This window comes from Enterococcus sp. BWT-B8, from assembly GCF_020567625.1.
Taxonomy (GTDB): domain Bacteria; phylum Bacillota; class Bacilli; order Lactobacillales; family Enterococcaceae; genus Enterococcus_L.
The window spans coordinates 255,345-276,309 of record NZ_JAJDJV010000001.1; the positions used below are offsets into that span (position 1 = coordinate 255,345).

Consider the following 20,965-nt stretch of genomic DNA (forward strand, 5'->3'; position numbering starts at 1 on the left):
AGAGATATTTCATATTTATATAGTTTTTATATCTTTTCTCGTTCCGTATATGTTCTTTGAAACTAAAATTCCTCTATAGTGAATTCAGAATTGCTGAAAAATAATGGCTTACAAGTAAAGTATTAAGACTGTGATAAAACTTCTCAATTAACTGGCACATATCCGCTTTCTTCAACAAGTCGTTGTCCTTGATTGGTGAGCAGCCAATCCAATAATTTTTGTGTATTCTCATTGGCTGTTCCGGCAGTAATCCCATAGACCTCTACTGTAAATGGATAACTTCCGTCTTGAATATTTTCTTTCGAAGGTTCGATTCCATCCACTGCCAGGAGCTTAATTCCTTTATCCGATTTCATATCTGTTGCATAAAAGCGGAATGAATAGCCGACTGCAGACGAATAGTTTCTATAAGCAGCAACTCCACTGATAATACTGCCCATTCCCGCAGCGTATTCTTCTTTCATCGGAGCAGGTAGTTCTTGTCCCTCCATTACTTTTGTCAGCATAGTTGTCTGGCTGCCAGAATTTTCCGGACGTTGAAAAGCTAAGATTTTTTCGTTTAGTCCACCAATTTCTTTCCAGTTGGTTATTTTTTTCAAGTAAATATCCTGAATTTGACTCACAGAGAGCCCATCAATTGGATTCTCCTCATTTACAAAGAAAATAAAGGCTTCTTTAGCAATCGGTGTTAATACTAGTTCTATCCCCTGCTCTTCTGCCAATCTCAAATGTTCTTTTGACGGCTGAGCGGCAAAAATAATGTCTGTTTCTCCGTTGATCAAACGAGTATATGCTTCGCTTGTTTTAGAACATCTGACATAATCCCAGATGCTTTCTTTAATTATCCCACGATAGACAAATTCAGAAATGGCAGAATAAACAGGAAATGCTGCTGTAGCTCCATCTAGTTTGGGATAATCACTGTCTATAATCAGTTCAGGTTCTTCGGCAAGTCTGGCGATATCAGATTCTTCGTTGAATGGAGCATAATCATAAATATTAATTTCATCAGATATTTGAGTTACTGTATAATCTTGTTCAAGAAAAATCGTCTTTTTCCTATAGCTTTGATAAAAAGGAAGTGCCAATAACAGAGCTGCCATGAGAATCAATGAATATGCTGATCCTGTCCAGCGGCTTTTATTGCCCTTTTTCCAAGTGAAAATGGAGACCAGTACAACAACGATTGAATAGGTAATGAGAATCATAAATGGAAAAAAAGAATAATCCCCTGCAAATGAAAAAAGAAAATTAGGGACTAAAAAGGGAAATGTTAAGAACATAGCATTACTGATGTAACTACTGTCATAGCTGTAGCCGCCAAGTACCAGTGAAACTGACCAGACTACTAAGTAATAGCCTGAAACTAGAAGAAATGGTAAATATTTTTGTGTAAAAGTTTCAGGAAACACTGTTTTTTCAGTAAACCTATACCAAAGAAATACCAACAAGGCTACTCCTGCTATCAATAAAATAGGGAAAAATATCCATAAAATGATACTGAGATCAATAATCAGCGGAGTGAGAATTCCTCCATATACCAAGACTTTCGTATAATATCTTTTATTTTCCATTTTATATTCCTCACAATCAATTTCTTTTATTCAAGTATAATGGTTATTTTTTATCATTACCAGAGTAATTCAGCCTAAAAAAACTACTGCCTATTTGTCCAAGTTTCTCAGGGCAAACAAACAGCAGTCTTTCTAATTATTCATCGAAATCTCGTAATTGATCTTCTGCAGGAGCCATATGCGTATGATAGTTATCAATTTTGAAATTTAAACGATCCAGTGCTTCCTGCAATATCTGTATTCGATTTTCCAGGATTTCTTTCTGATCATCCAAAAGGCTCAGCCTGGCAGGAACCGTTCTCTTCCCTTCTTTAAACAAGGTCAGATATTCTATGAGTGCTTCGATAGAAATGCCAGCATTGCGCATTTGTCTGCTGAAAAAAATCCAACGCAAGTCTTCATCATCAAATATTCTGATCCCGACCTCACTTCTTTTAACTGGCGGAATCAGTCCAATTCGTTCGTAGTATCGAATGGTGTCTGCAGAAACACCTGTCGCCTCACTTGCTGCTTTAATGTTCATAATGATCGCCTCCTTATTTATATCGGACGACAAACTTCAACTAATTTGAATGACTCAGCCTCTGATTCATACTCATATTTCAAAATCATACAGTTAGGAAATCCCCCTTTCAATATTTCTGAAGGGTCCTGCCAATGACTTAAAAAGTGCAAGCAGGCACCTGCATGTGAAACAGCCAGTACATTTTGATGATCTCCTTTTCGCATAATATCCTGACAGGTTTTAACCAAACGTTTTCTCACTTGCTCTCTTGATTCCCCGCCATACTGAAGGAAGAAGGTACTCTTGTCTTCTGGATTTAAGTCTTCACTTTCTCCTTCAAATGTTCCAAAGTCCATCTCCTTTAATCCTTTTATTCTAGTGTAATTCAGCTGATTATGTGTGACAATCTCCAGCGTATCGCATGCTCTTTCAGATGTAGAGCTGTAAGCATGATCGATTGTAATGCCATCAAAATAGCGACTGGCTTCCTCTGCCTGCTTAATTCCTTCTTCTGTTAATGGAGAGTCGCACGCTCCCTGTATTTTTCTTCTCACATTAAACAATGTTTGCCCATGCCTCATCATATAGAATGTTTTCTTCAAAAAATTTCCTCCCAACATTTTTTCTCATTGTTATCTATTTACAGTTTACTTCTTGAAGCTCACTCTAAGTCAATCATTTAAATGTACGAATTTGCTTTGGGCTATTTTCTTCAAACAATTCTATTTCCTATACAGGACTTAAATACTTTGTCAAAAGAAGAGCTGCTAAAAACACAAAAAGAAGCTGCCCTAAATTATGATTTAGGTATTGTACTAATGAACATATCAGTAGTCCTTCTAATCATTTTTGTATTTATTTACTTGTTTTTGTATATAAAAAATAAGTAAAAATATTTTTTATGATAAAGAAATTACTCAAGAAAAATATTTTTACTCAGCAACCTACAAAAACCAAACCAACTTTGCAACAGCAATTAACAGTGATTTATTAGCTTATCAAGGTTTATTGTGATGTTTAGACTATAGTTAATCTTTAAAATCTGTCGTCTCTTCGTTGTTTCATCTCTTTATCCAATTTCTTCTGTGCCTTCTTAGCTCCTCTGTCCAAATCTTTTCGCAGTTTGCGGGCAGCAAATGACTCAAAGAGCGAATCAAGATCATAGCCAGATGGATAAAGTTCCTCTGCAGTACGAAGCAAGGTTAATCTTCGCAGAGGAACTTCAATCATTTCTTTGTCTACATAAACAAGTCCATTGTACTCATTTTCTGTTTCAAAATACAGACCGATTTTCTGTGAATCATTCAAGCATACCCGATCACCTTTTGAAAATTCATAATTCGCAGCTTGGGTAACTGATTCAGTTTTTACCTTTGTGACAGAATGAAACGCTTGTTTGCTTCGATTATAAGAACGATTTTTTAGATACTCGGTCGCCTGAGTTAGTACACGAGCATTTATCTTCATTTTTTCAGCAATCCAAAATGCATGACTCTCTCCTGTTTCTCCTAGTAACAACTTATATTTAGGCGTTAATGTATCCGTTTCAAAGGCCATCCCTGCGGTAGTAAAGTCCTCATGCTGAAGAGCAAATTCTTTTATTTCTCCGAAATGGGTTGTTGCTATTACCAGGCTTCCTTTTCTATACATTTCTTCCATTAAAGCGATACCAAGTGCTGCTCCTTCATTAGGATCTGTCCCGCTTCCTATTTCATCCAGAAGCACCAAGGTATGACGATTTACCTGTTTTAAAACATCAGACAGATTCTGCATATGACCAGAAAATGTACTTAAAGAATTTTCAAGACTCTGCTGATCACCGATATCAATAAAAATATTATCGAATACAGCTATATCTGTCCCCTCTTCATTTGCGATCAAGATGCCAAACATCGTCATCAATGACACTAAAGCAACAGTCTTCAAAACAAGCGTTTTTCCTCCCGCATTCGCACCGGTAATAATTAATGCCCGGTTATCCACTCCCAAATCCAGAGTCAAAGGTATCGGATCTGTTAACAGCGGATGTGTCACATTCTTTAAAATGATTCGTTCTTCCTTATTAATCAGAGGCTTCTTTCCATTAATTGAACGACTGTATTTTCCTCTGGAGAAAATGATTTCCAGTTCAGTAACAACGTCCATACAATAACTGATTGTTTCCATTTGTTCGCCAATCAGACCTGTCAGATACGCCAGCAGCTGATATACTTCACCTACTTCTGCTGCACGTTCCATAATCAGCAAATCATTGTATTTTCTGACAGTATCCGGCTCAATAAAAACGGTAGTTCCTTTTGAGGACTGATCAATAATTGTACCGGACACCTGTTGCTTGAATTCGATTTTGACAGGTACAGTATAGCGTTCATCCTTCATCAGAATCAGACGATCCTGCAGCTTTTTCTGATTTTGCCCGTTAGCCATAAACTTACGCAATCGCTGATCTATTTCTTTTTCCAGTTTGGCAATTTGTGACCGAATACGTTTTAGTTCCTTCGAGCTTTCGCTATTCACCCGGTTTCCTTGTATGAATTCATAGATAACGGAAGCAATATCTGAAAAGTCAGTCAAATCATTTGTGTAAGAATACAGGATTGGTGTCTGATATTGGTTTTTCTCAAATAGCTTGGCAATCAGCCGAAAACTTCTAAGGAAATCAGCATATTCAACCAGCTCCCCAGCTTCAAGAACCATTCCTTTATTAATTTGATTAGTCAGCTGTTCAATCCTGCTTAAGCCCATAAAAGGAACGTGCTGGCCGCTGGATAAAATAGTTACAGCTTCTTCTGTTTCATCCAGCCATCGTTGAACAGCAGCTTCTGAAGTAGACGGCTCTCTTTTATCTATCGTATTTTTAGCAAATTGACTAAAAGCATATTTTTTTAGTTCATCTTTTATTATATTAAATTGTATAGCATTATAAATATTTTTATTCATGATATCCATCCCTTTCAGATAAGATACCTGACGATCAGTCAATAAAATTGTTCAAAAAAAGACGGTATGATTCTACCGTCTGCATCATTCTTAATTATAAATTCGACAGGTATCCATGCGCACAACAAATAAGCCTCATTTTTTACTTACTTGTTTATTAAGTTGCTTAATTAGATACCTAGAACACTCACCAAAAGCCCTCGTTTCTTTTTCTGAACAATTTCATTCACATACACTATTATACTGAAATTAAGCGGAATTGCAACTAGGATTTTTCAGTAATATCCTCAGCTATCATTTCAGCTTTGGACTTCTCAATAATTACATTTTTTCCTGTTAAGATATACGCTGAGAAAATTCAATTTTTTTCGTAATAAATTTCACTTTTGCAAAATTTGTAAATTGAAACCGCCACGCCAGTACTGCTTTTTTCTCGCTGTACGTTTTTGTAATCGTATTAAAAGCTTTATTTACTAGATCACCATTCAGCAGGATTGCCTGATCATTTAGAAAAAGTTCAAGCTCCTTTTCCAGTATAAGGGAGTAATTGCTGACTGCAGTATCTGATTTTAGTATCTTACCGCAGCTGAAACACTTCTTCTGATGTTTCAGACAGTACATTTCGAATATTCGTTAAAATAACTCCTCTCTTATACAGTTAATTTTTATTATGAAAGTGAATGCTCAGACTATCAAACGTAAAATAGAATAAGTCCCACTCTCAGAAAACTTTCATTTACTTAATTTCTTCTATGATTTCTTCAATATTTATACTATAATTGCTAAACATGATTGGTTGAAAGGAGGATTGGTAATGATTGATTGGAGTATCTTACTGAAAATTTTTGTGATTAATTTTGCTTACATCACATTAAACACAATACGTTTCATGCTGACGATGAAGGGGTACAGAATCCTCGCGCCAATTGTGAGCATGGCTGAAATAACGATTTATGTCCTTGGACTCAGCTTGGTTTTAAATCGATTGGATGACCCCTTAAACCTGGTTGTCTATGCATTGGGCTATGCTGTCGGGATTAGTGTCGGGATTAAAATTGAGGACTATCTTGCCCTTGGCTACATTATGGTTACTGTTATTCTACCCTCCACAACGAAAGAGCTTAGTCTCCCTGAACAGCTGCGTGAACATGGTTATGGTGTTACAGAAAGTGCTGCGATGGGCAAAGATGGTGAGCGAATGGTACTGGAAATCCTTTCTCCTAGAAAAAATGAGCGGAAGCTGTATAAGCTGATCAATGAAATAGAACCACGGGCATTTATGATCTCCTATGAACCAAAATATATTTCCGGTGGTTTCTGGACGAAAAAAATTAGAAAAAGAAACTGAAGAGTTTGGGACAGAAATAAAGTTCCAAACTCTCTTCATATCTACACCCGAATAAACGGCGGTACAAAAGCAAAAATTCTTTTTGCGACGAGTAACCGCAGGAGCAACTCCTTCAGAATTAAGCCGAACTATCCTGAAAATATGAGGAGCTCCAGGAAGGTATCAATTCACAGCTATTCATTCTATGAATAGTGTTCCTTGACAATTTTCGGTTATTCCTTCTTAATTCTCGGAGCTGATCGTTTTTGTCCCGACCTCTTCTTATTTATATCTAAACTACTCATATTAACTTTAGTTTACATAATATTTTTATGGTTAATTGTATTTATAATAAGTCAGATAATCCTGATTTTCTAAATATAATTCCAAACAAGTCTGATAAAATAATCGTTTTTTCAATAGCCGTTGATTCTTATCTATAATTTGTTGAAATTTATCCGTATAAGCACTTAAACTTATTGTCAGCGGAGGATTCTCCTCAGTTATAATCGGTACTTGAAGTACCCAACCGTCTTCTGTTCTTGTCAAATCATTTGTAACAACGAGTGACTCCAAGAATATATTTCTCTTGTCAGCAATTTTTCTCTTCTTTAAAACAGCACGAACGATTCGATAAGCTTGAGCTGCAAAATACTCACTGTCTACATCTCCTATAAGCTCCTGTAAAGGCTGATACACGAAGGGTAAACCGTCTCCGCTTGTAACCGTCATGGTATCAAAATAAGCAGCAAGATTAAGCGGAACAGCTTCTTTTTTGTGGACAGAAACAAATGTCAGTTGGCCATTTCCTGCTTCTACTCTTTCATAGAATGATGGGGAGGCAGTTTCGTTTATTCCGAAGAAATAGTCTTCTTCGTTTGAGAAAAGAATCTCCCATAAAATATCTCCATAAAAACGTACTTGTTCAGCTGGTGTCTGGCTTTTTAAAGACTCTTTTAGCTGGCTTGCCAGTTCCAGTGGTTTTATTTGAAGCTCTGATTGTTGGAACAGAGGGAAATTTAGTGAGTACCGTCGTTCTTCTCGGTTAACTAATCCAAAGCGAATCATTTCTTCCAGAAACTGTTCGAATTGCTTTTCATTGATAAATACTTTTTTTAATTCCCTGAGGATGATCTCTTCTCCTTGATGATCCAGTAAGTAAAGGCTGATTTTCTCAAAAAGAGGGTTCTTAACTAGCTTATCCAGTTTTTTCTGTTCTTTATTCTGATAATAATAGATTATTTTTGTCATTTAGCTACTACTCTCCTGCAGTTCTTTCCATTAAATGTGTCTTTCCATGAAACGAAGAGACTGAGATAAAAATCCCAGCCTCTAAAGAAATTAATTGAATACTTCCGTTAATTGAGGAACAATCTGTTTCTTTCTAGATACAACCCCTTTTAAGAAAGCACGGTTATTTTCAAGTTTAACATTGAATGCTTTTTCTACCTGATCCATAGAATTACCAATAACCAGAAGTTCAGAATCGCTGCCTAGGATATCCGTAACGATTAGAACGAACAGCTCATAGCCGTTACTCTCATTTTCCGCTTTCATTGCTGCTTCCAGTTCTTTCTGACGACTTAATACTTCATTTAAATCAACTGTATTTACCTGTGCAACTCGTACGTTTTTATCCCCCATAGGGAAGCTTTTCGCATCAAGGTCCAGTAATGTTTCAGCCGATTTATCACTTAGGTTCGTACCGGCTTTCAACATGTCCAGTCCATATCCCTCTAAACTGATTTCAGCAATATCTGCCAGTTCATTTGCCGCTTTTATATCTTCTTCAGTACAAGTTGGTGATTTAAACAACAGTGTATCTGAAATAATTGCAGAAACCATCATTCCGGCAATTTGATTAGGAATCTCTACACTGCTTTCTTTAAACATTTTAAAGATAATTGTACTTGTGCAGCCTACTGGCTCAGCACGATAATATAGCGGATCTGCTGTTTCAAAATTTGCAATTCTATGGTGGTCTACTACTGAAAGAATTGTAAGATCTTTAATATCTGAAACACTTTGCTGAAATTCATTATGATCAACAAGCATTACTTCCTTTGTTTCCCCTCCTGCTGTTTCAATAATTTTCGGAGCAGAGACATTGAAATAATCCAAGGCATATTGGGTTTCCTCATTAGGTGTTCCCAAAGCCACGGGAACTGCATTTTTTCCTAATTCCTTTTGCAGGTAAGCAAAACTGATAGCCGCACCGATCGCATCTGTATCGGGGTTTTGATGGCCGAAAACAAAGATTTCTGACATAATTCTTTTCCACTCCTTATCTATCATTCATTATTAATAATAACAAAAAACTGAAAAGAAACAACACTTTTATAAGTGTTGGCGGACGTTCGATATAATTTTTCCAAATATTTGGAATTTTTCAGTAAAAAACAACCGAATACTGAATTTTCGGCTGTCTTCTGATTATTAAAAACTACTCTTCTATAGCAAGTTCCGTGGTCTAACGAGTTAAATAACCTTTATAGTCTTCTACATGCAACAATTTCTTTGCATTTTCGACACGGTCATCTGTTGGCGGATTAATCCCCTCTAATGGATAAGCCAGCCCCAAGTCATCCCATTTATATTTCCCCATTGTGTGATAAGGTAAAATTTCCAGTTTGTCTACATTATTCAGTGTCTTTACAAAATCATTTAGACGAATCAGATATTCGTCATAGTCACTTCGTTCTGGTACCAGCACATGTCGTATCCAGACTGGCTGATTAATCTCTGAAAGATACTCAGCCATCTCAAGAATATTTTCATTCCCCAAAGACGTCAGCAATTTATGCTGTTTATTATCAATATGTTTAATATCAAATAAAATCAGATCTGTATACTTCATTAACTCCTGAAACTGACTAAAAAATGGTTCTTCTCTTGTGAAAGGTTTCCCACAAGTATCCAGCGTTGTATTAATGCCCAGAGCTTTTGCTTTCTTGAATAAATCGATCAGAAAATTCATCTGCAGTAAAGGTTCACCACCGCTTACAGTAATACCGCCCTTTTCGCCCCAATAAGAACGATATTTAAGTGCTTCTTCCAATACTTCATCGGTTGTGACTTCTTTACCTCCGGAACCAATTTTCCAAGTATCAGGATTATGACAAAATTGACATCTCATACGACAACCTTGTGTAAATATAATAAACCGAACACCAGGACCATCTACAGTCCCGAAGTTTTCTGTAGAATGAATTCTACCTTTTACTGCTTCAGTCATAATTATCTTCTCTCATTTCTTTTAAAAGGTTGTAATAAGGAGGAAAAACAACAACAACCTTTACTTTATGTATTATATATTAAATATTTGGATAAACGGCGGGACAGAAGCAGCCCTTTCGGAAATAAGCTGAATTCTTCTGTCCCGACCTCATTATTAGTGTCTTAAATTACAGTTTGTCATGTGAAGTTCTTGAAATAACATCTGCTTGCTGTTCAGGTGTTAAGTCACGGAATTTCACTGCGTATCCAGATACACGGATCGTCAGATTTGGATATTTTTCAGGATTCTTTTGAGCATCCAACAACAATTCATTTGTGAATACGTTAACGTTCAAGTGATAGCCGCCTTTGTCAAAGTAGCCGTCCATTACATTACGTAAGTTGTCGATACGTGTAGAATCATCTTTACCTAAACCGTTAGGATTGATTGTTTGTGTATTGGAAATACCATCTAATGCACATGTATATTCTAATCTTGCAGTTGAGTTCAATGAAGCCAACAGACCATTTTGTTCTCCCAGGAATTTACCGTCACGATAGCTTGGGTTTGCTCCTGGTGCAAGAGGCTTGCCTGCACGACGTCCATCAGGTGTGTTACCTGTTGCTTTCCCATAAACAACATTAGACGTAATAGTCAGTAATGAAGTTGTTGGGCGTGCATTGCGATACGTGTGCTGGCGTTTAATTTGAGTCATGAAGTACTCAAGAATCCAGTTAGCCATCTCATCGGCTTCTTCATTGTCGTTTCCGTATGTTGGGAATTCATTTTGCGGAACATAGTCTACAGCTAATCCATTTTCATCGCGGATAACTTGAACATTCCCATGTTTAATCGCCATTACTGAGTCAGCAGCATGTGAAATACCCGCAATACCTGTAGCAAACGTGCGTTTTAAATCACTTTCCATAAAGGCTAACTGTGGTGCTTCATATGCATATTTATCATGCATGAAGTGGATAACATTTAATGTATTTACATACAGTTCGGCCAACCAGTCCATGATATCTTTAAACTTATCGATAAATTCGTCAAAATCCAGTGTTTCACCAGTCATCGGACGGAATTTAGGAGCTACCTGCATCTTAGTCTTTTCATCTACACCACCGTTGATTGCGTAAAGAACAGCTTTAGCCAAGTTGGCACGAGCACCAAAGAATTGCATGTCTTTACCCATTACAGTTGCAGAAACACAACATGCGATTGCACAGTCATCAGAACCCCAGTTGGCACGCAATAAATCATCATTTTCAAATTGGATTGAAGAACTTTGTTTTGCGATCTTAGATGCATATGTTCTGAATCCTTCTGGTAAATGAGAAGAATACAATACTGTCAGGTTTGGTTCCGGAGATGGTCCCATGTTTGTTAGTGTATGAAGAATACGGAAGTCATTTTTAGTAACCAATGAACGTCCATCCAAGCCCATACCTGCAATAGATAGTGTTGCCCAGATTGGGTAGCCTGAGAACAACTGGTTGTATTCAGGTGTACGTGCAAATTTCACCATACGAAGCTTCATAATCAAATGATCAATCATTTCCTGTGCGTCGAACTCAGTAATTGCACCATTGTCCAAATCGCGTTGGATATAAACATCAAGGAAAGCAGAGATACGTCCAATAGACATTGCTGCTCCATTTTGAGATTTGATTGCACCAAGATATCCAAAGTATAACCATTGGATTGCTTCTTGTGCGTTTGCTGCCGGTTTAGAAATATCACATCCATAAGTAGATGCCATTTTCTTCAAGTCAGCCATTGCTCTGATTTGTTCAGAAATTTCTTCTCTTAGACGGATTACATCGTCAGTCATTACTTTGTTGCCGGTATTGCTCAAGTCTTTCATTTTTTCTTCAATCAGACGATCCATACCATAAAGTGCAATACGACGGTAGTCGCCGATGATACGTCCGCGACCATAGGCATCAGGAAGACCAGTAATGATTTTATTTTTACGTGCAGCTCTCATTTCTGGAGTGTAAGCATCGAATACACCTTGGTTATGTGTTTTTCTCCACTCAGTAAAAATCTTAGTCATTTCATCATCAACTTCGTAACCGTTTGAAGTCAAAGAATTGTTGGCCATATTAATTCCGCCAAATGGCATGAACGCTTGTTTTAATGGAATATCTGTTTGAAGTCCTACGATTTTTTCTTCTTCCTCAATCAAATAACCTGGTGCATGTGAGGTAATTGTTGCAGGAATGTTTGTGTCCATATCGTAAACACCATTTTTATCATGCTGTACTTCAAATAGTTCCTGTAGCTTTGTCCATAGTTTATCAGTACTTGGTGCGATTGGTTCTAGGAAACTGTCATCACCTTTATATTCTGTATAGTTTCTTTGGATAAAATCACGCGTGTCTACTGAATTTTTCCACTTGTCGCCTTTAAAGCCTTTCCATTGCTCCATGTTGTGCCTCCTTATAATATGCTGTTAATAAACTATAACAGCTTTATGTGATAAGTATAACACATAACTGGATTTATGCAAGCCTTTACTTGTTATAATTTTAGCTAAACTAAATAAAATCCTCAAAAAACATTGATTACACTGGGTTTCATACGGATGTTTTTCTGTGATTTCTTTCACTTATTAGATTGATATTAAATTACAACTGTCTTTTTCTGTCCTAAAAAACACCCCTATCTGTACTAATACAGATAGGGGTGTTTTTTATTTTTATAGAACAGAATCGTCTTCTATTGTTAGATTAACCAATGGATGGACTGAATGAATACCCAGCTCATCTTTTTCATTGATAATAAATGAACCGTTTGAATTTCGGTCATTAATTGGTGCTTTCTCAGAATCAATAATTATTCTGGTTCCTTTTTGTGTTTCAATCAACAGTTGTTTATCTGGAATGCTTTCACCCATATAAACAACCCTGTGAGGATTGCTTTTCAACTCACGCAATACCATAAGACCTCTTTTGGCTCTGCCCAGCTGATTTAATTCCTGCGCCAGCATTCGCTTCAAACTACCTCGTTGAGTCAGTATTGTAATCGATGTATCTCCTTCTCTGTATACGAGTAATCCATTAACCACAAAATCATTTTCTTTGAGATTCATTGATTTGACACCGGCAGCCTTTGCCCCCACAATTGGTACTTCAGATAAAGAATAACGCAGACCAAATCCCCGATGACTGACTAGGAAGACATCCCATACGGCCTGATTATCGGTATGACAAACGTTAACTACTTCGTCTTCAGCTGATTTAAGTTTCATACATGAAGCCGGCCGACTTCGATAGGTTCTCCAAGGCTCGAAGTCTGTCATTTTGGTTTGCTTAATCATTCCTTCTTTTGTGATGAAAACAAATGAAGAGTTTTCATCCAGTGCTTTATACGGATATACAGATATAATGGATTCATCAATTGCCATGCCTGCGATTGTTTGAGAAATATGCTCTCCGATATCCTTCCATCTCAGATCAGGCAGCTCATGAATTGGCCGATAAATGACATTTGCCTTATTGGTAATCAAAAGAAGGTGGTCAAGTGTATTCACTTCACCGACAAATATTGGAAAGTCCCCTTCCTTCATTCCAAGCTCTTCTGGTTTAGAAGCTGCGTATGAGCGCAGGCTGCTGCGCTTAATATAGCCTTCCTTTGTCACGGAGACAACAACATCCTCTTGTGAAACCAGTACTTCTGTCTCAATTTTAATCTCTTCTATTTCATCCTCTATTCGAGTGAAACGATCTGAGCTGTACTGCTTCTTCACCTCGCGTAATTCTTTTTTCATCACGTTCAGCAACATTTTTTCATCTTTTAAGATTGTAGACAACTCTTCTATTTGCTCATTCAATTCTTTTGCTTCTGACTGCAGCTGAGTGATGTCTGTATTAGTCAAGCGGTACAGCTGCAATGTCACAATTGCCTCAGCCTGCGCTTCAGAAAAGTCAAATGCCTTTACCAAGTTATCCTTTGCATTTTTTTTATCTTTACTGGCCCGAATCGTTTCAATCACCTGATCGAGAATTGATAAGGCCTTAATCAGTCCATCAACTATATGTTGTCGCTTCTTCGCTTTTTCAAGCTCAAAACGGCTTCGATTGGTAATAACTTCCTTTCGGTGAGTGATGTAGCTCTCTAAAATACGTAAAAGCCCCACCTGATGAGGAGTCATCTTGTCAATAGCAACCATATTGAAGTTGTAATTGATTTGAAGCTCCGTGTTTTTAAACAGATAGTTTAGGATTCCCTCTGCATTTGTATCCTTCTTCAACTCAACGACAATTTGTAATCCTGTACGGTCTGATTCATCTCTTACTTCAGCAATACCGTCTATTTTTTTACTTAAACGAATTTCATCCATTTTTTTCACTAAAACTGCCTTGTTTACTTCATAAGGAATTTCAGAAATAACGATCTGCTGTTTACCGCCCTTTAATTCTTCAATCCTGGTTTTAGATCGAAGGATCACTTTTCCTTTACCAGTTTCGTAGGCTTTTTTGATTTCATCTTTCCCCTGCAAAATCCCACCAGTTGGAAAATCCGGTCCGGGGATGTATTCCATCATTTTTTCCAGCGAAGCTTTTGGATGATCAATCAAATAGATTGTTCCGTCAATAACTTCAGTTAAATTATGCGGAGGGATTTCTGTAGCATACCCAGCTGAAATACCTGTAGAGCCATTTACCAGCAGATTGGGATATCTGGCAGGCAGAACAGTGGGCTCTTTTTCTGTATCATCAAAGTTCCAGACAAAATCCACTGTTTCCTTTTCAATATCCTGCAGCATTTCACCACTGAGTTTTGATAATCTTGCTTCCGTATAACGCATGGCAGCAGGCGGATCACCATCCATACTCCCATTGTTTCCGTGCATTTCAATCAGTACTTCCCGCAGTTTCCAGTCCTGACTGAGACGTACCATTGCTTCATAAATACTGCTGTCGCCATGAGGATGGTAATTCCCCATGATATTTCCGACAGACTTGGCTGATTTTCTAAAGCCTTTATCAAAGGTGTTTCCATCTTTATTCATTGAAAAAAGGATTCTTCGTTGTACAGGTTTTAAACCATCCCTGATATCCGGAAGGGCACGTTCTTGAATAATATATTTGGAATAGCGTCCAAAGCGGTCGCCCATCACTTCTTCAAGGGTTAATTCCTGAATTTCCTGGCGTTTTTCCAAAAAGGTCACTCCTTTTATTTGTTGAGAGTAATCGACTGTTTTTTCCTAATGGTCGATTGCTTTCATTCTGGTGGTCCGATGTCCCCATTCCTAGGCCAATAAATTGGCAAGGACTGCGGCACTCCTTTTAGTTTTTGACATCAAATGATTTTAATCATCTGCTTCTCTTTCATGGTCCGATGTCCCCATTCCTAAGCCGATAAATCGGCAAGGACTGCGGCACTCCTTTTAGTTTTTGACATCAAATGATTTTAATCATTTGCTTCTCTTTCACGGTCCGATGTCGATTTCTTCTACGTCACTGCGCTCCTAGATCAATCGCACTCCTTTTAGTTTTTGACATTAAACAATTTTAATCGTTTGCTTCTCTTTCACGGTCCGATGTCCCCATTCCTAAGCCGATAAATCGGCAAGGACTGCGGCACTCCTTTTAGTTTTTGACATCAAATGATTTTAATCGTTTAATTCTCTTTTATGGTCCGATGTCGATTTCTTCTACGTCACTGCGCTCCTTCATTCTGATCGAGGAGCGCAGTGAAACGAGAACCGTAGAGCAGCAGCTTGTAGGAACATAGTGCTATGCCTCGAGTAGCCGCAAAGGCAACATAATAGTGTATTTTAATTCAGTAGATTGTTCGACGGTAGTCTCAGCTGAACATTCAATCATAACACATGTTATTCGCACTTAACATAGTACGTTTCTATCAAGGATTGCAATGTAGCAAAAAAGACTGGATACACTGATACATATCTTGACATAGTACCTTTATTTTGAGCACTGCATGTAGTTTTACTGAACATTCTAATACAGTTCAGATATAAGAATAGTCACTATTCGTTATGACTCCATCAGCATTATTTTCTGCTTCCATTTTTATCAATATATGATATAGAAGCTTTGATTAATCTAAATCAAACAGCGTAATTTCTTCTCCTACAGCTGCTTCTGCTTCCTCTGGCTCTTCAGATGTATTTCCTCGTTCAACAACTACTGGTATTTCTTCATCTTGCTTATCCAATATGCTGCCTTCTTCTTCCAGTGTAAACTGTACATGCTTTTCAATCCATTCTCTACGGGGGGCCACTTTATCACCCATCAATGTAGAAACACGTCGTTCGGCCTTATCATCTTCATCAATATTTACACGAATTAAGGTTCTAGTCTCAGGATCCATTGTTGTTTCCCAAAGCTGGTCAGCATTCATTTCACCAAGACCTTTGTAGCGTTGCAGCATATAGCCTTTTCCAACTTTTTTGATTGCGTCTTCCAACTCATCATCTGTCCAGGCATATTCGATTACTTCTTTTTTTCCAGTACCTTTTGAAACTTTATATAGAGGCGGTAATGCAATATAAACTTTACCGGCTTTAATCAGCTGTTTCATATAGCGATAGAAAAACGTCAGAAGCAATACCTGAATATGTGCACCATCTGTATCCGCATCAGTCATGATAATTACTTTATCATAGTTGCAGTCTTCAACTGAGAATTCTGCGCCAACTCCTGCGCCAATCGTATAAATCATTGTATTAATTTCTTCATTCTTTAAAATATCCTGCATTTTAGCTTTTTCTGTATTTAAAACTTTACCTCGTAATGGCAGGATTGCCTGAAATTTCCGGTCTCGTCCCTGTTTCGCAGAGCCTCCGGCAGAATCCCCCTCCACCAGATAAAGTTCATTCCGTTTTGGATTGCGTGACTGAGCAGGCGTTAGTTTTCCGGAAAGAAGAGATTCTTTCTTCTTTTTCTTGCCGTTTCGACTCTCTTCTCTGGCTTTTCTGGCAGCTTCTCTGGCTTCTCTAGCTTTGATTGCCTTACGAATCAGCATCTGACTTAAATCGTTGTTTTCCTGCAGATAAAAAACCATCTGCTCGCTAATCACTGTGTCCACTGCATTACGTGCTGCGGGAGTTCCCAGCTTTTCTTTTGTCTGACCTTCAAACTGAAGCAGATTTTCGGGGACACGTATAGACAGCACTGCTGCCAAACCTTCTCTAAAATCACTGCCCTCCAGATTTTTATCTTTTTCTTTTAAAAGCCCGACTTTTCTGGCATATTCGTTGTAGGATTTCGTCATTGATGTCTTCATCCCGACTTCATGTGTTCCGCCATCTTTAGTTCGCACATTATTAACAAATGAAAGTACATTTTCAGAAAATCCATCATTATATTGATAAGCAAGCTCAACTTCAATCCCATCTTTTTCGCCGGAAAAATAGACAACCGGTGTCAGCGGATCTTTCTCATCATTTAGATATTCAACAAACTCTTTGATCCCTTCCTCATAATAGAACGTCTCTTCTCTCACTTCATCTTCTCTTAAATCGGTCAGAATAATCTTAACTCCTTTTAAAAGAAAAGCAGATTCGCGTAAACGTCCGGCCAAGGTTTCATAAGAAAATTTGATAGTTGAAAAAATACCTGTATCCGGAAGGAAGGTAACTGTCGTTCCATTCTTTTTCTTGGTTTTTCCGACTTTTTTTAATTTTCCGACTGGTTTTCCGCCATCTTTAAATCGCGCAGCGTATTCAATTCCGTCACGGTTAATTCGAACTTCCAGCCATTCAGATAGTGCATTAACAACACTTGCCCCCACTCCGTGGAGTCCTCCGGAGGTCTTGTAGCCTCCTTGTCCAAATTTACCGCCGGCATGAAGTACAGTGAAGATAACCTGAACTGTTGGTATTCCGGATGCATGCATTCCGACAGGCATTCCCCGTCCTGAATCTTCTACAGTAATACTGCCGTCCTTGTTAAGCGTTACTTTAATTACATCTCCAAATCCGGATAGAACTTCATCCACTGCATTGTCAACAATCTCGTAGACTAAGTGATGCAAGCCTCTGCTATCTGTAGACCCGATGTACATCCCAGGACGTTTCCGAACTGCTTCAAGCCCTTCCAAAACCTGAATCGATGAATCATTATATTCATTATTTACTTTCTTCACCAAAGAAAAAACTCCTTATACTTGAATTATCACGGCTCTAAAGCCATATCATTACAATAATACTCTAAAAGCTCTCAAAAAAAAAGAGCTTTCCGAAATGGGGGCTCTTTCTTAATAATATACACTAACAATTAAGAAAACATTTTTGACAGTTCGATCTTTATACACCGATTCATGATAATATCATTTCGACCGGCATTTTTCAACAATTCAGCAGCTTCTTCACTTTCGAGTCCCAATTGTGCCCAAAAGACGCTTGCATCCGTCTGAATAAACTCCTCAGCAACTTCCGGTAAAAATTCGCTTCTTCTGAAAACATCAACGATATCAATTTTGCCTGGAACTGACAGTAGATCCTTGTATACTTTCTCTCCCAGAATTTCCTGACCTTCAAGGACGGGATTTACAGGAATTATTTCATAACCATTTTCCTGCAGCAGTTTTGCAATTTGGTAACTCGTCCGTTCTTCTTTATTGCTTAAACCTACAACCGCAATTCTTTTCGCATCCTTCAAATAAGCAACTATCTGTTCCTGCTTCGGATTATGAAAAACCATGTTTGATCAACCTTCTCTTGTTTTATTTTTTTATGTATACACATTTATTAATTCAACATATATAACATAGCATTTTTTCAGCAAATTTGGAATATTTTGGGCTTCAAAAAGATGAAAATACCTACTATCGGCAGCCGTTTTGCAGTTTTTGGTATTGTCTTTCTCTTTTATTTAGTCAAAAACCTGATTTTACCTACCTGTTGTTTCCTGATCGTTTTTATAAAATTACTTGAATCACTCGACTTTTACTAATCGAATTCGTTTAAATAAATTCAGGATTGTTCCTGAAATTCTTTCATGATAAAATGAACCTTAGTTTGAGTAAAGAAAGGGGCAAAGGTATGAAACTGGTATTATTACTGTTCATCGCCTATCTATTAGGGTCCATTCCATCAGGAGTCTGGATCGGAAAAATCTTTTTTAAAAAAGACATTCGTAATTTTGGAAGTGGAAATATGGGAACCACGAATACTTTTCGTGTATTGGGAAAAGTTGCAGGAACCGTGGTGCTCTTAATGGATATTTTAAAAGGAACCTTGGCAACAAGTCTTCCAATTATTTTTTCACTGTCAGTGAATCCGCTGATCTTTGGTGTTGCAGCAGTACTTGGACACACATTTCCGATATTTGCCAAGTTTAAAGGTGGAAAAGCTGTCGCTACTAGCGCAGGGATGATTTTGGCTTATAATCCGCTCTTTTTTATTTATTCAGCAGCTATTTTTGTTGTCTTGCTGTTTACTTGCAGCATGGTTAGTCTTACAAGTATGATCAGTGCAGTTTTAATTACACTTTCGACTATTTTCCTGCCATATGTCTGCCCGGCTATACTGCCCCATTTCGACTGGCTTCTGACAATAATTGCTGCTAGCTTGACAATTTTTATTTTTATTCGTCATAAAGCGAATATCAGCCGAATAAAAAATGGAACTGAAAGCAAAGTACCCTTTGGTTTAAATAAGGAAAAAGAACAGTGAGATACTGCTGTTCTCCGGAAGCAGACAATACATCTGTCATCCTTGGAGAGCAGCGTACTCACTGTTTTTGTTATTTTACAGAAATGACGTAATTCGTTTTGAATTCTTCTGCAGGTTTCAACTGATTTACAGCAGATTTATCTTCCAACTGTCCATCACTGTTCACCGTATCAGCGATTCCCCACCAAGGTTCAATACAGACAAACGGAGCTTCTTTCTCATAGGGAGACCAGATACCAACAAACGGAATATCCTCGTATTTCAACGTAACACTGTGTTCACTTCCATCACTTTTAATTGTAACAGCCGTTTTTCCCGGAGTTTCATAGATCAGCGCATCATCAACAAAAAGCTCCCGGTTCAAGTCTAAATCAGCGACTGTCTGACCTAATGTTTTATGTTCTAAATCAGCAAACGGTCCTGACAAAGGAATTTGAATACGATTCATTTTAGGTGCCAATGATAAATAGTAATCATTAAAAGTCAGATGCTTTTCCAATGGAATGTTAAATGCAGGATGTCCGCCAATCGAAAATAACATCTCTTCTTTTCCAGTATTGATTACTTGATAGCTGACAACCAGTTCTGTTCCCTCTATTGCATAGGACAGTACCAGTTCAAAATCAAAGGGATACACTTTCTTTGTTTCTTTCGTACTTTTCAATGAAAGTGAAACTGAGCCTTCTCCTTTTTCAATCACATCAAAAACCTGATCACGAGCAAAACCATGCTGTCCCAGGGAATAAGACTTATTTTTGTAGCTGTACTGATCGTTTTTCAGTCGCCCGACAAAAGGGAACAGTACAGGCGCATGTCTGCCCCAAAATGCAGGATTCCCCTGCCAAATATATTCAATTCCTGAATCTCTATCCTTCAGACTAACTAGCTCTGCCCCTTCTTCGGCAATTACTGCAGTAAGCTTCTCATTTTCGATAATAACGGTCATTATTTGTCCCTACTTCCGTTTTTTGTCTAATTCTTTACTAAACTGTTTGTTTAAAATCTTGAGGTATGTTCCTTTCATTCCCAAAGAACGTGATTCAATAATACCAGCAGATTCCAATTTTCTCAAAGCATTTACAATAACTGAACGAGTAATACCGATTTCATCTGCAACACTGGAAGCAGTTAAGCGTCCTTCTTCCCCATCCAATGCCTGAAAAATAGCTTGAACTGCTTTTAATTCACTGTAGGAAAGGGTGTTTATTGCCATTTGAACGGCTGTTGCACTTCGTACTTCTGCCTCAATATTTCGTGACTGCTGATAAAGAATCTGCATACCGACAACAGTTGCACTGTATTCTGCCAGCACCAAATCGTCATCAGCGAATGATTCTTCCACTCTTGCAAGGATCATTGTTCCCAGTCGTTCTCCTGCTCCGAACACAGGAACAACTGTTGTCCAGCCTTGAGGGTATTTATCCCGTAATTCAACAGGGAAAGCAGTCAGATCACTGTCTATTTGAATATTCGCTTCTGTTTTCTGCAGGATAGCTACTGCATCTGTATAACTTTGAGGAAATTTCTTCTCTTCAAACATATGCTTTACTCTCGCATTATTCACATCAAGCTTTTCTGTATAGCCTAACAATTCCCCACTGCTGCTGATAATATAAACATTACTTATTAAAACATCCCCCAAGCTGATAGCCATTTTATCATAGGGCAAATCGGTTTCCGAATCAAAGGTATTTTTTTGTTGCAGCAAACGGTTAATCTGGCGTGTTCTATCCAATAATGTATCCATTTT

16 protein-coding genes are annotated in these 20,965 nt (G+C 37.8%); 2 read left to right on the top strand and 14 right to left on the bottom strand.

Features of this window, described 5'->3' with window-relative positions:
* Positions 1–143 precede the first annotated feature (143 nt).
* From LI951_RS01190 to LI951_RS01210, 5 genes are all read right to left on the bottom strand, one after another.
* Positions 144–1,574 (bottom strand): PstS family phosphate ABC transporter substrate-binding protein, encoded by a 1,431-nt coding sequence (locus tag LI951_RS01190; RefSeq protein ID WP_202068860.1) that lies wholly within the window; start codon positions 1,572–1,574, stop codon positions 144–146.
* Positions 1,575–1,710: 136 nt separating this feature from the next.
* Positions 1,711–2,097, bottom strand: a complete 387-nt coding sequence (locus LI951_RS01195; RefSeq protein ID WP_202068861.1) for a MerR family transcriptional regulator — start codon at positions 2,095–2,097, stop codon at positions 1,711–1,713.
* Between the two features lie 17 nt (positions 2,098–2,114).
* Positions 2,115–2,699 (bottom strand): histidine phosphatase family protein, encoded by a 585-nt coding sequence (locus tag LI951_RS01200; RefSeq protein WP_229441016.1) that lies wholly within the window; start codon positions 2,697–2,699, stop codon positions 2,115–2,117.
* A gap of 415 nt (positions 2,700–3,114) precedes the next feature.
* Positions 3,115–5,019, bottom strand: coding sequence for an endonuclease MutS2 (locus tag LI951_RS01205; RefSeq protein WP_229441017.1), 1,905 nt, complete (start codon positions 5,017–5,019; stop codon positions 3,115–3,117).
* A gap of 336 nt (positions 5,020–5,355) precedes the next feature.
* On the bottom strand, positions 5,356–5,640 hold the full coding sequence (locus tag LI951_RS01210; RefSeq protein WP_229441018.1) for a hypothetical protein: 285 nt from the start codon (positions 5,638–5,640) through the stop codon (positions 5,356–5,358).
* Between the two features lie 193 nt (positions 5,641–5,833).
* Here LI951_RS01210 and LI951_RS01215 point away from each other — a divergent pair, with 193 nt between their 5' ends.
* Positions 5,834–6,367: a DUF2179 domain-containing protein gene (locus LI951_RS01215; protein ID WP_202068865.1), complete on the top strand. Its 534-nt coding sequence runs from the start codon at positions 5,834–5,836 to the stop codon at positions 6,365–6,367.
* Between the two features lie 315 nt (positions 6,368–6,682).
* Here the strand turns inward: LI951_RS01215 and LI951_RS01220 are convergent, their stop codons facing one another.
* From LI951_RS01220 to LI951_RS01250, 7 genes are all read right to left on the bottom strand, one after another.
* Complete coding sequence (locus LI951_RS01220) at positions 6,683–7,597, bottom strand: DUF1803 domain-containing protein (protein WP_229441019.1); 915 nt, start codon at positions 7,595–7,597, stop codon at positions 6,683–6,685.
* Positions 7,598–7,687: 90 nt separating this feature from the next.
* A complete protein-coding gene (locus LI951_RS01225) occupies positions 7,688–8,614 on the bottom strand; it encodes a manganese-dependent inorganic pyrophosphatase (protein WP_202068868.1) in 927 nt (308 codons plus the stop codon).
* Positions 8,615–8,816: 202 nt separating this feature from the next.
* Positions 8,817–9,581: a pyruvate formate-lyase-activating protein gene (gene pflA, locus LI951_RS01230; RefSeq protein ID WP_229441020.1), complete on the bottom strand. Its 765-nt coding sequence runs from the start codon at positions 9,579–9,581 to the stop codon at positions 8,817–8,819.
* Between the two features lie 169 nt (positions 9,582–9,750).
* Positions 9,751–11,997, bottom strand: coding sequence for a formate C-acetyltransferase (gene pflB, locus LI951_RS01235; protein WP_229441021.1), 2,247 nt, complete (start codon positions 11,995–11,997; stop codon positions 9,751–9,753).
* A gap of 270 nt (positions 11,998–12,267) precedes the next feature.
* On the bottom strand, positions 12,268–14,733 hold the full coding sequence (gene parC / locus LI951_RS01240) for a DNA topoisomerase IV subunit A (RefSeq protein ID WP_229441022.1): 2,466 nt from the start codon (positions 14,731–14,733) through the stop codon (positions 12,268–12,270).
* Between the two features lie 902 nt (positions 14,734–15,635).
* Complete coding sequence (gene parE / locus LI951_RS01245; RefSeq protein ID WP_229441023.1) at positions 15,636–17,687, bottom strand: DNA topoisomerase IV subunit B; 2,052 nt, start codon at positions 17,685–17,687, stop codon at positions 15,636–15,638.
* A gap of 128 nt (positions 17,688–17,815) precedes the next feature.
* On the bottom strand, positions 17,816–18,241 hold the full coding sequence (locus LI951_RS01250; protein WP_202068878.1) for a CoA-binding protein: 426 nt from the start codon (positions 18,239–18,241) through the stop codon (positions 17,816–17,818).
* 341 nt (positions 18,242–18,582) lie between these two features.
* On the opposite strand from LI951_RS01250, the gene plsY reads away from it, so the two are divergent.
* A complete protein-coding gene (gene plsY, locus LI951_RS01255; protein WP_202068880.1) occupies positions 18,583–19,215 on the top strand; it encodes a glycerol-3-phosphate 1-O-acyltransferase PlsY in 633 nt (210 codons plus the stop codon).
* A 70-nt stretch (positions 19,216–19,285) separates the two neighbouring features.
* On the opposite strand, the gene LI951_RS01260 is transcribed toward plsY, so the two are convergent.
* Both LI951_RS01260 and codY read right to left on the bottom strand, forming a co-directional pair.
* Positions 19,286–20,161: an aldose 1-epimerase family protein gene (locus LI951_RS01260; RefSeq protein WP_229441024.1), complete on the bottom strand. Its 876-nt coding sequence runs from the start codon at positions 20,159–20,161 to the stop codon at positions 19,286–19,288.
* A 9-nt stretch (positions 20,162–20,170) separates the two neighbouring features.
* On the bottom strand, positions 20,171–20,962 hold the full coding sequence (codY, locus tag LI951_RS01265; protein WP_202068884.1) for a GTP-sensing pleiotropic transcriptional regulator CodY: 792 nt from the start codon (positions 20,960–20,962) through the stop codon (positions 20,171–20,173).
* Positions 20,963–20,965 lie beyond the last annotated feature (3 nt).

What these genes read in the sequence shown, in the direction of transcription:
- LI951_RS01190 (WP_202068860.1), bottom strand. Translation starts at nt 1,574, where the DNA reads ATGGAAAATAAAAGATATTATACGAAAGTCTTGGTATATGGAGGAATT.
- LI951_RS01195 (WP_202068861.1), bottom strand. Translation starts at nt 2,097, where the DNA reads ATGAACATTAAAGCAGCAAGTGAGGCGACAGGTGTTTCTGCAGACACC.
- LI951_RS01200 (WP_229441016.1), bottom strand. Translation starts at nt 2,699, where the DNA reads ATGTTGGGAGGAAATTTTTTGAAGAAAACATTCTATATGATGAGGCAT.
- LI951_RS01205 (WP_229441017.1), bottom strand. Translation starts at nt 5,019, where the DNA reads ATGAATAAAAATATTTATAATGCTATACAATTTAATATAATAAAAGAT.
- LI951_RS01210 (WP_229441018.1), bottom strand. Translation starts at nt 5,640, where the DNA reads ATGTACTGTCTGAAACATCAGAAGAAGTGTTTCAGCTGCGGTAAGATA.
- LI951_RS01215 (WP_202068865.1), top strand. Translation starts at nt 5,834, where the DNA reads ATGATTGATTGGAGTATCTTACTGAAAATTTTTGTGATTAATTTTGCT.
- LI951_RS01220 (WP_229441019.1), bottom strand. Translation starts at nt 7,597, where the DNA reads ATGACAAAAATAATCTATTATTATCAGAATAAAGAACAGAAAAAACTG.
- LI951_RS01225 (WP_202068868.1), bottom strand. Translation starts at nt 8,614, where the DNA reads ATGTCAGAAATCTTTGTTTTCGGCCATCAAAACCCCGATACAGATGCG.
- pflA (WP_229441020.1), bottom strand. Translation starts at nt 9,581, where the DNA reads ATGACTGAAGCAGTAAAAGGTAGAATTCATTCTACAGAAAACTTCGGG.
- pflB (WP_229441021.1), bottom strand. Translation starts at nt 11,997, where the DNA reads ATGGAGCAATGGAAAGGCTTTAAAGGCGACAAGTGGAAAAATTCAGTA.
- LI951_RS01250 (WP_202068878.1), bottom strand. Translation starts at nt 18,241, where the DNA reads ATGGTTTTTCATAATCCGAAGCAGGAACAGATAGTTGCTTATTTGAAG.
- plsY (WP_202068880.1), top strand. Translation starts at nt 18,583, where the DNA reads ATGAAACTGGTATTATTACTGTTCATCGCCTATCTATTAGGGTCCATT.
- LI951_RS01260 (WP_229441024.1), bottom strand. Translation starts at nt 20,161, where the DNA reads ATGACCGTTATTATCGAAAATGAGAAGCTTACTGCAGTAATTGCCGAA.
- codY (WP_202068884.1), bottom strand. Translation starts at nt 20,962, where the DNA reads ATGGATACATTATTGGATAGAACACGCCAGATTAACCGTTTGCTGCAA.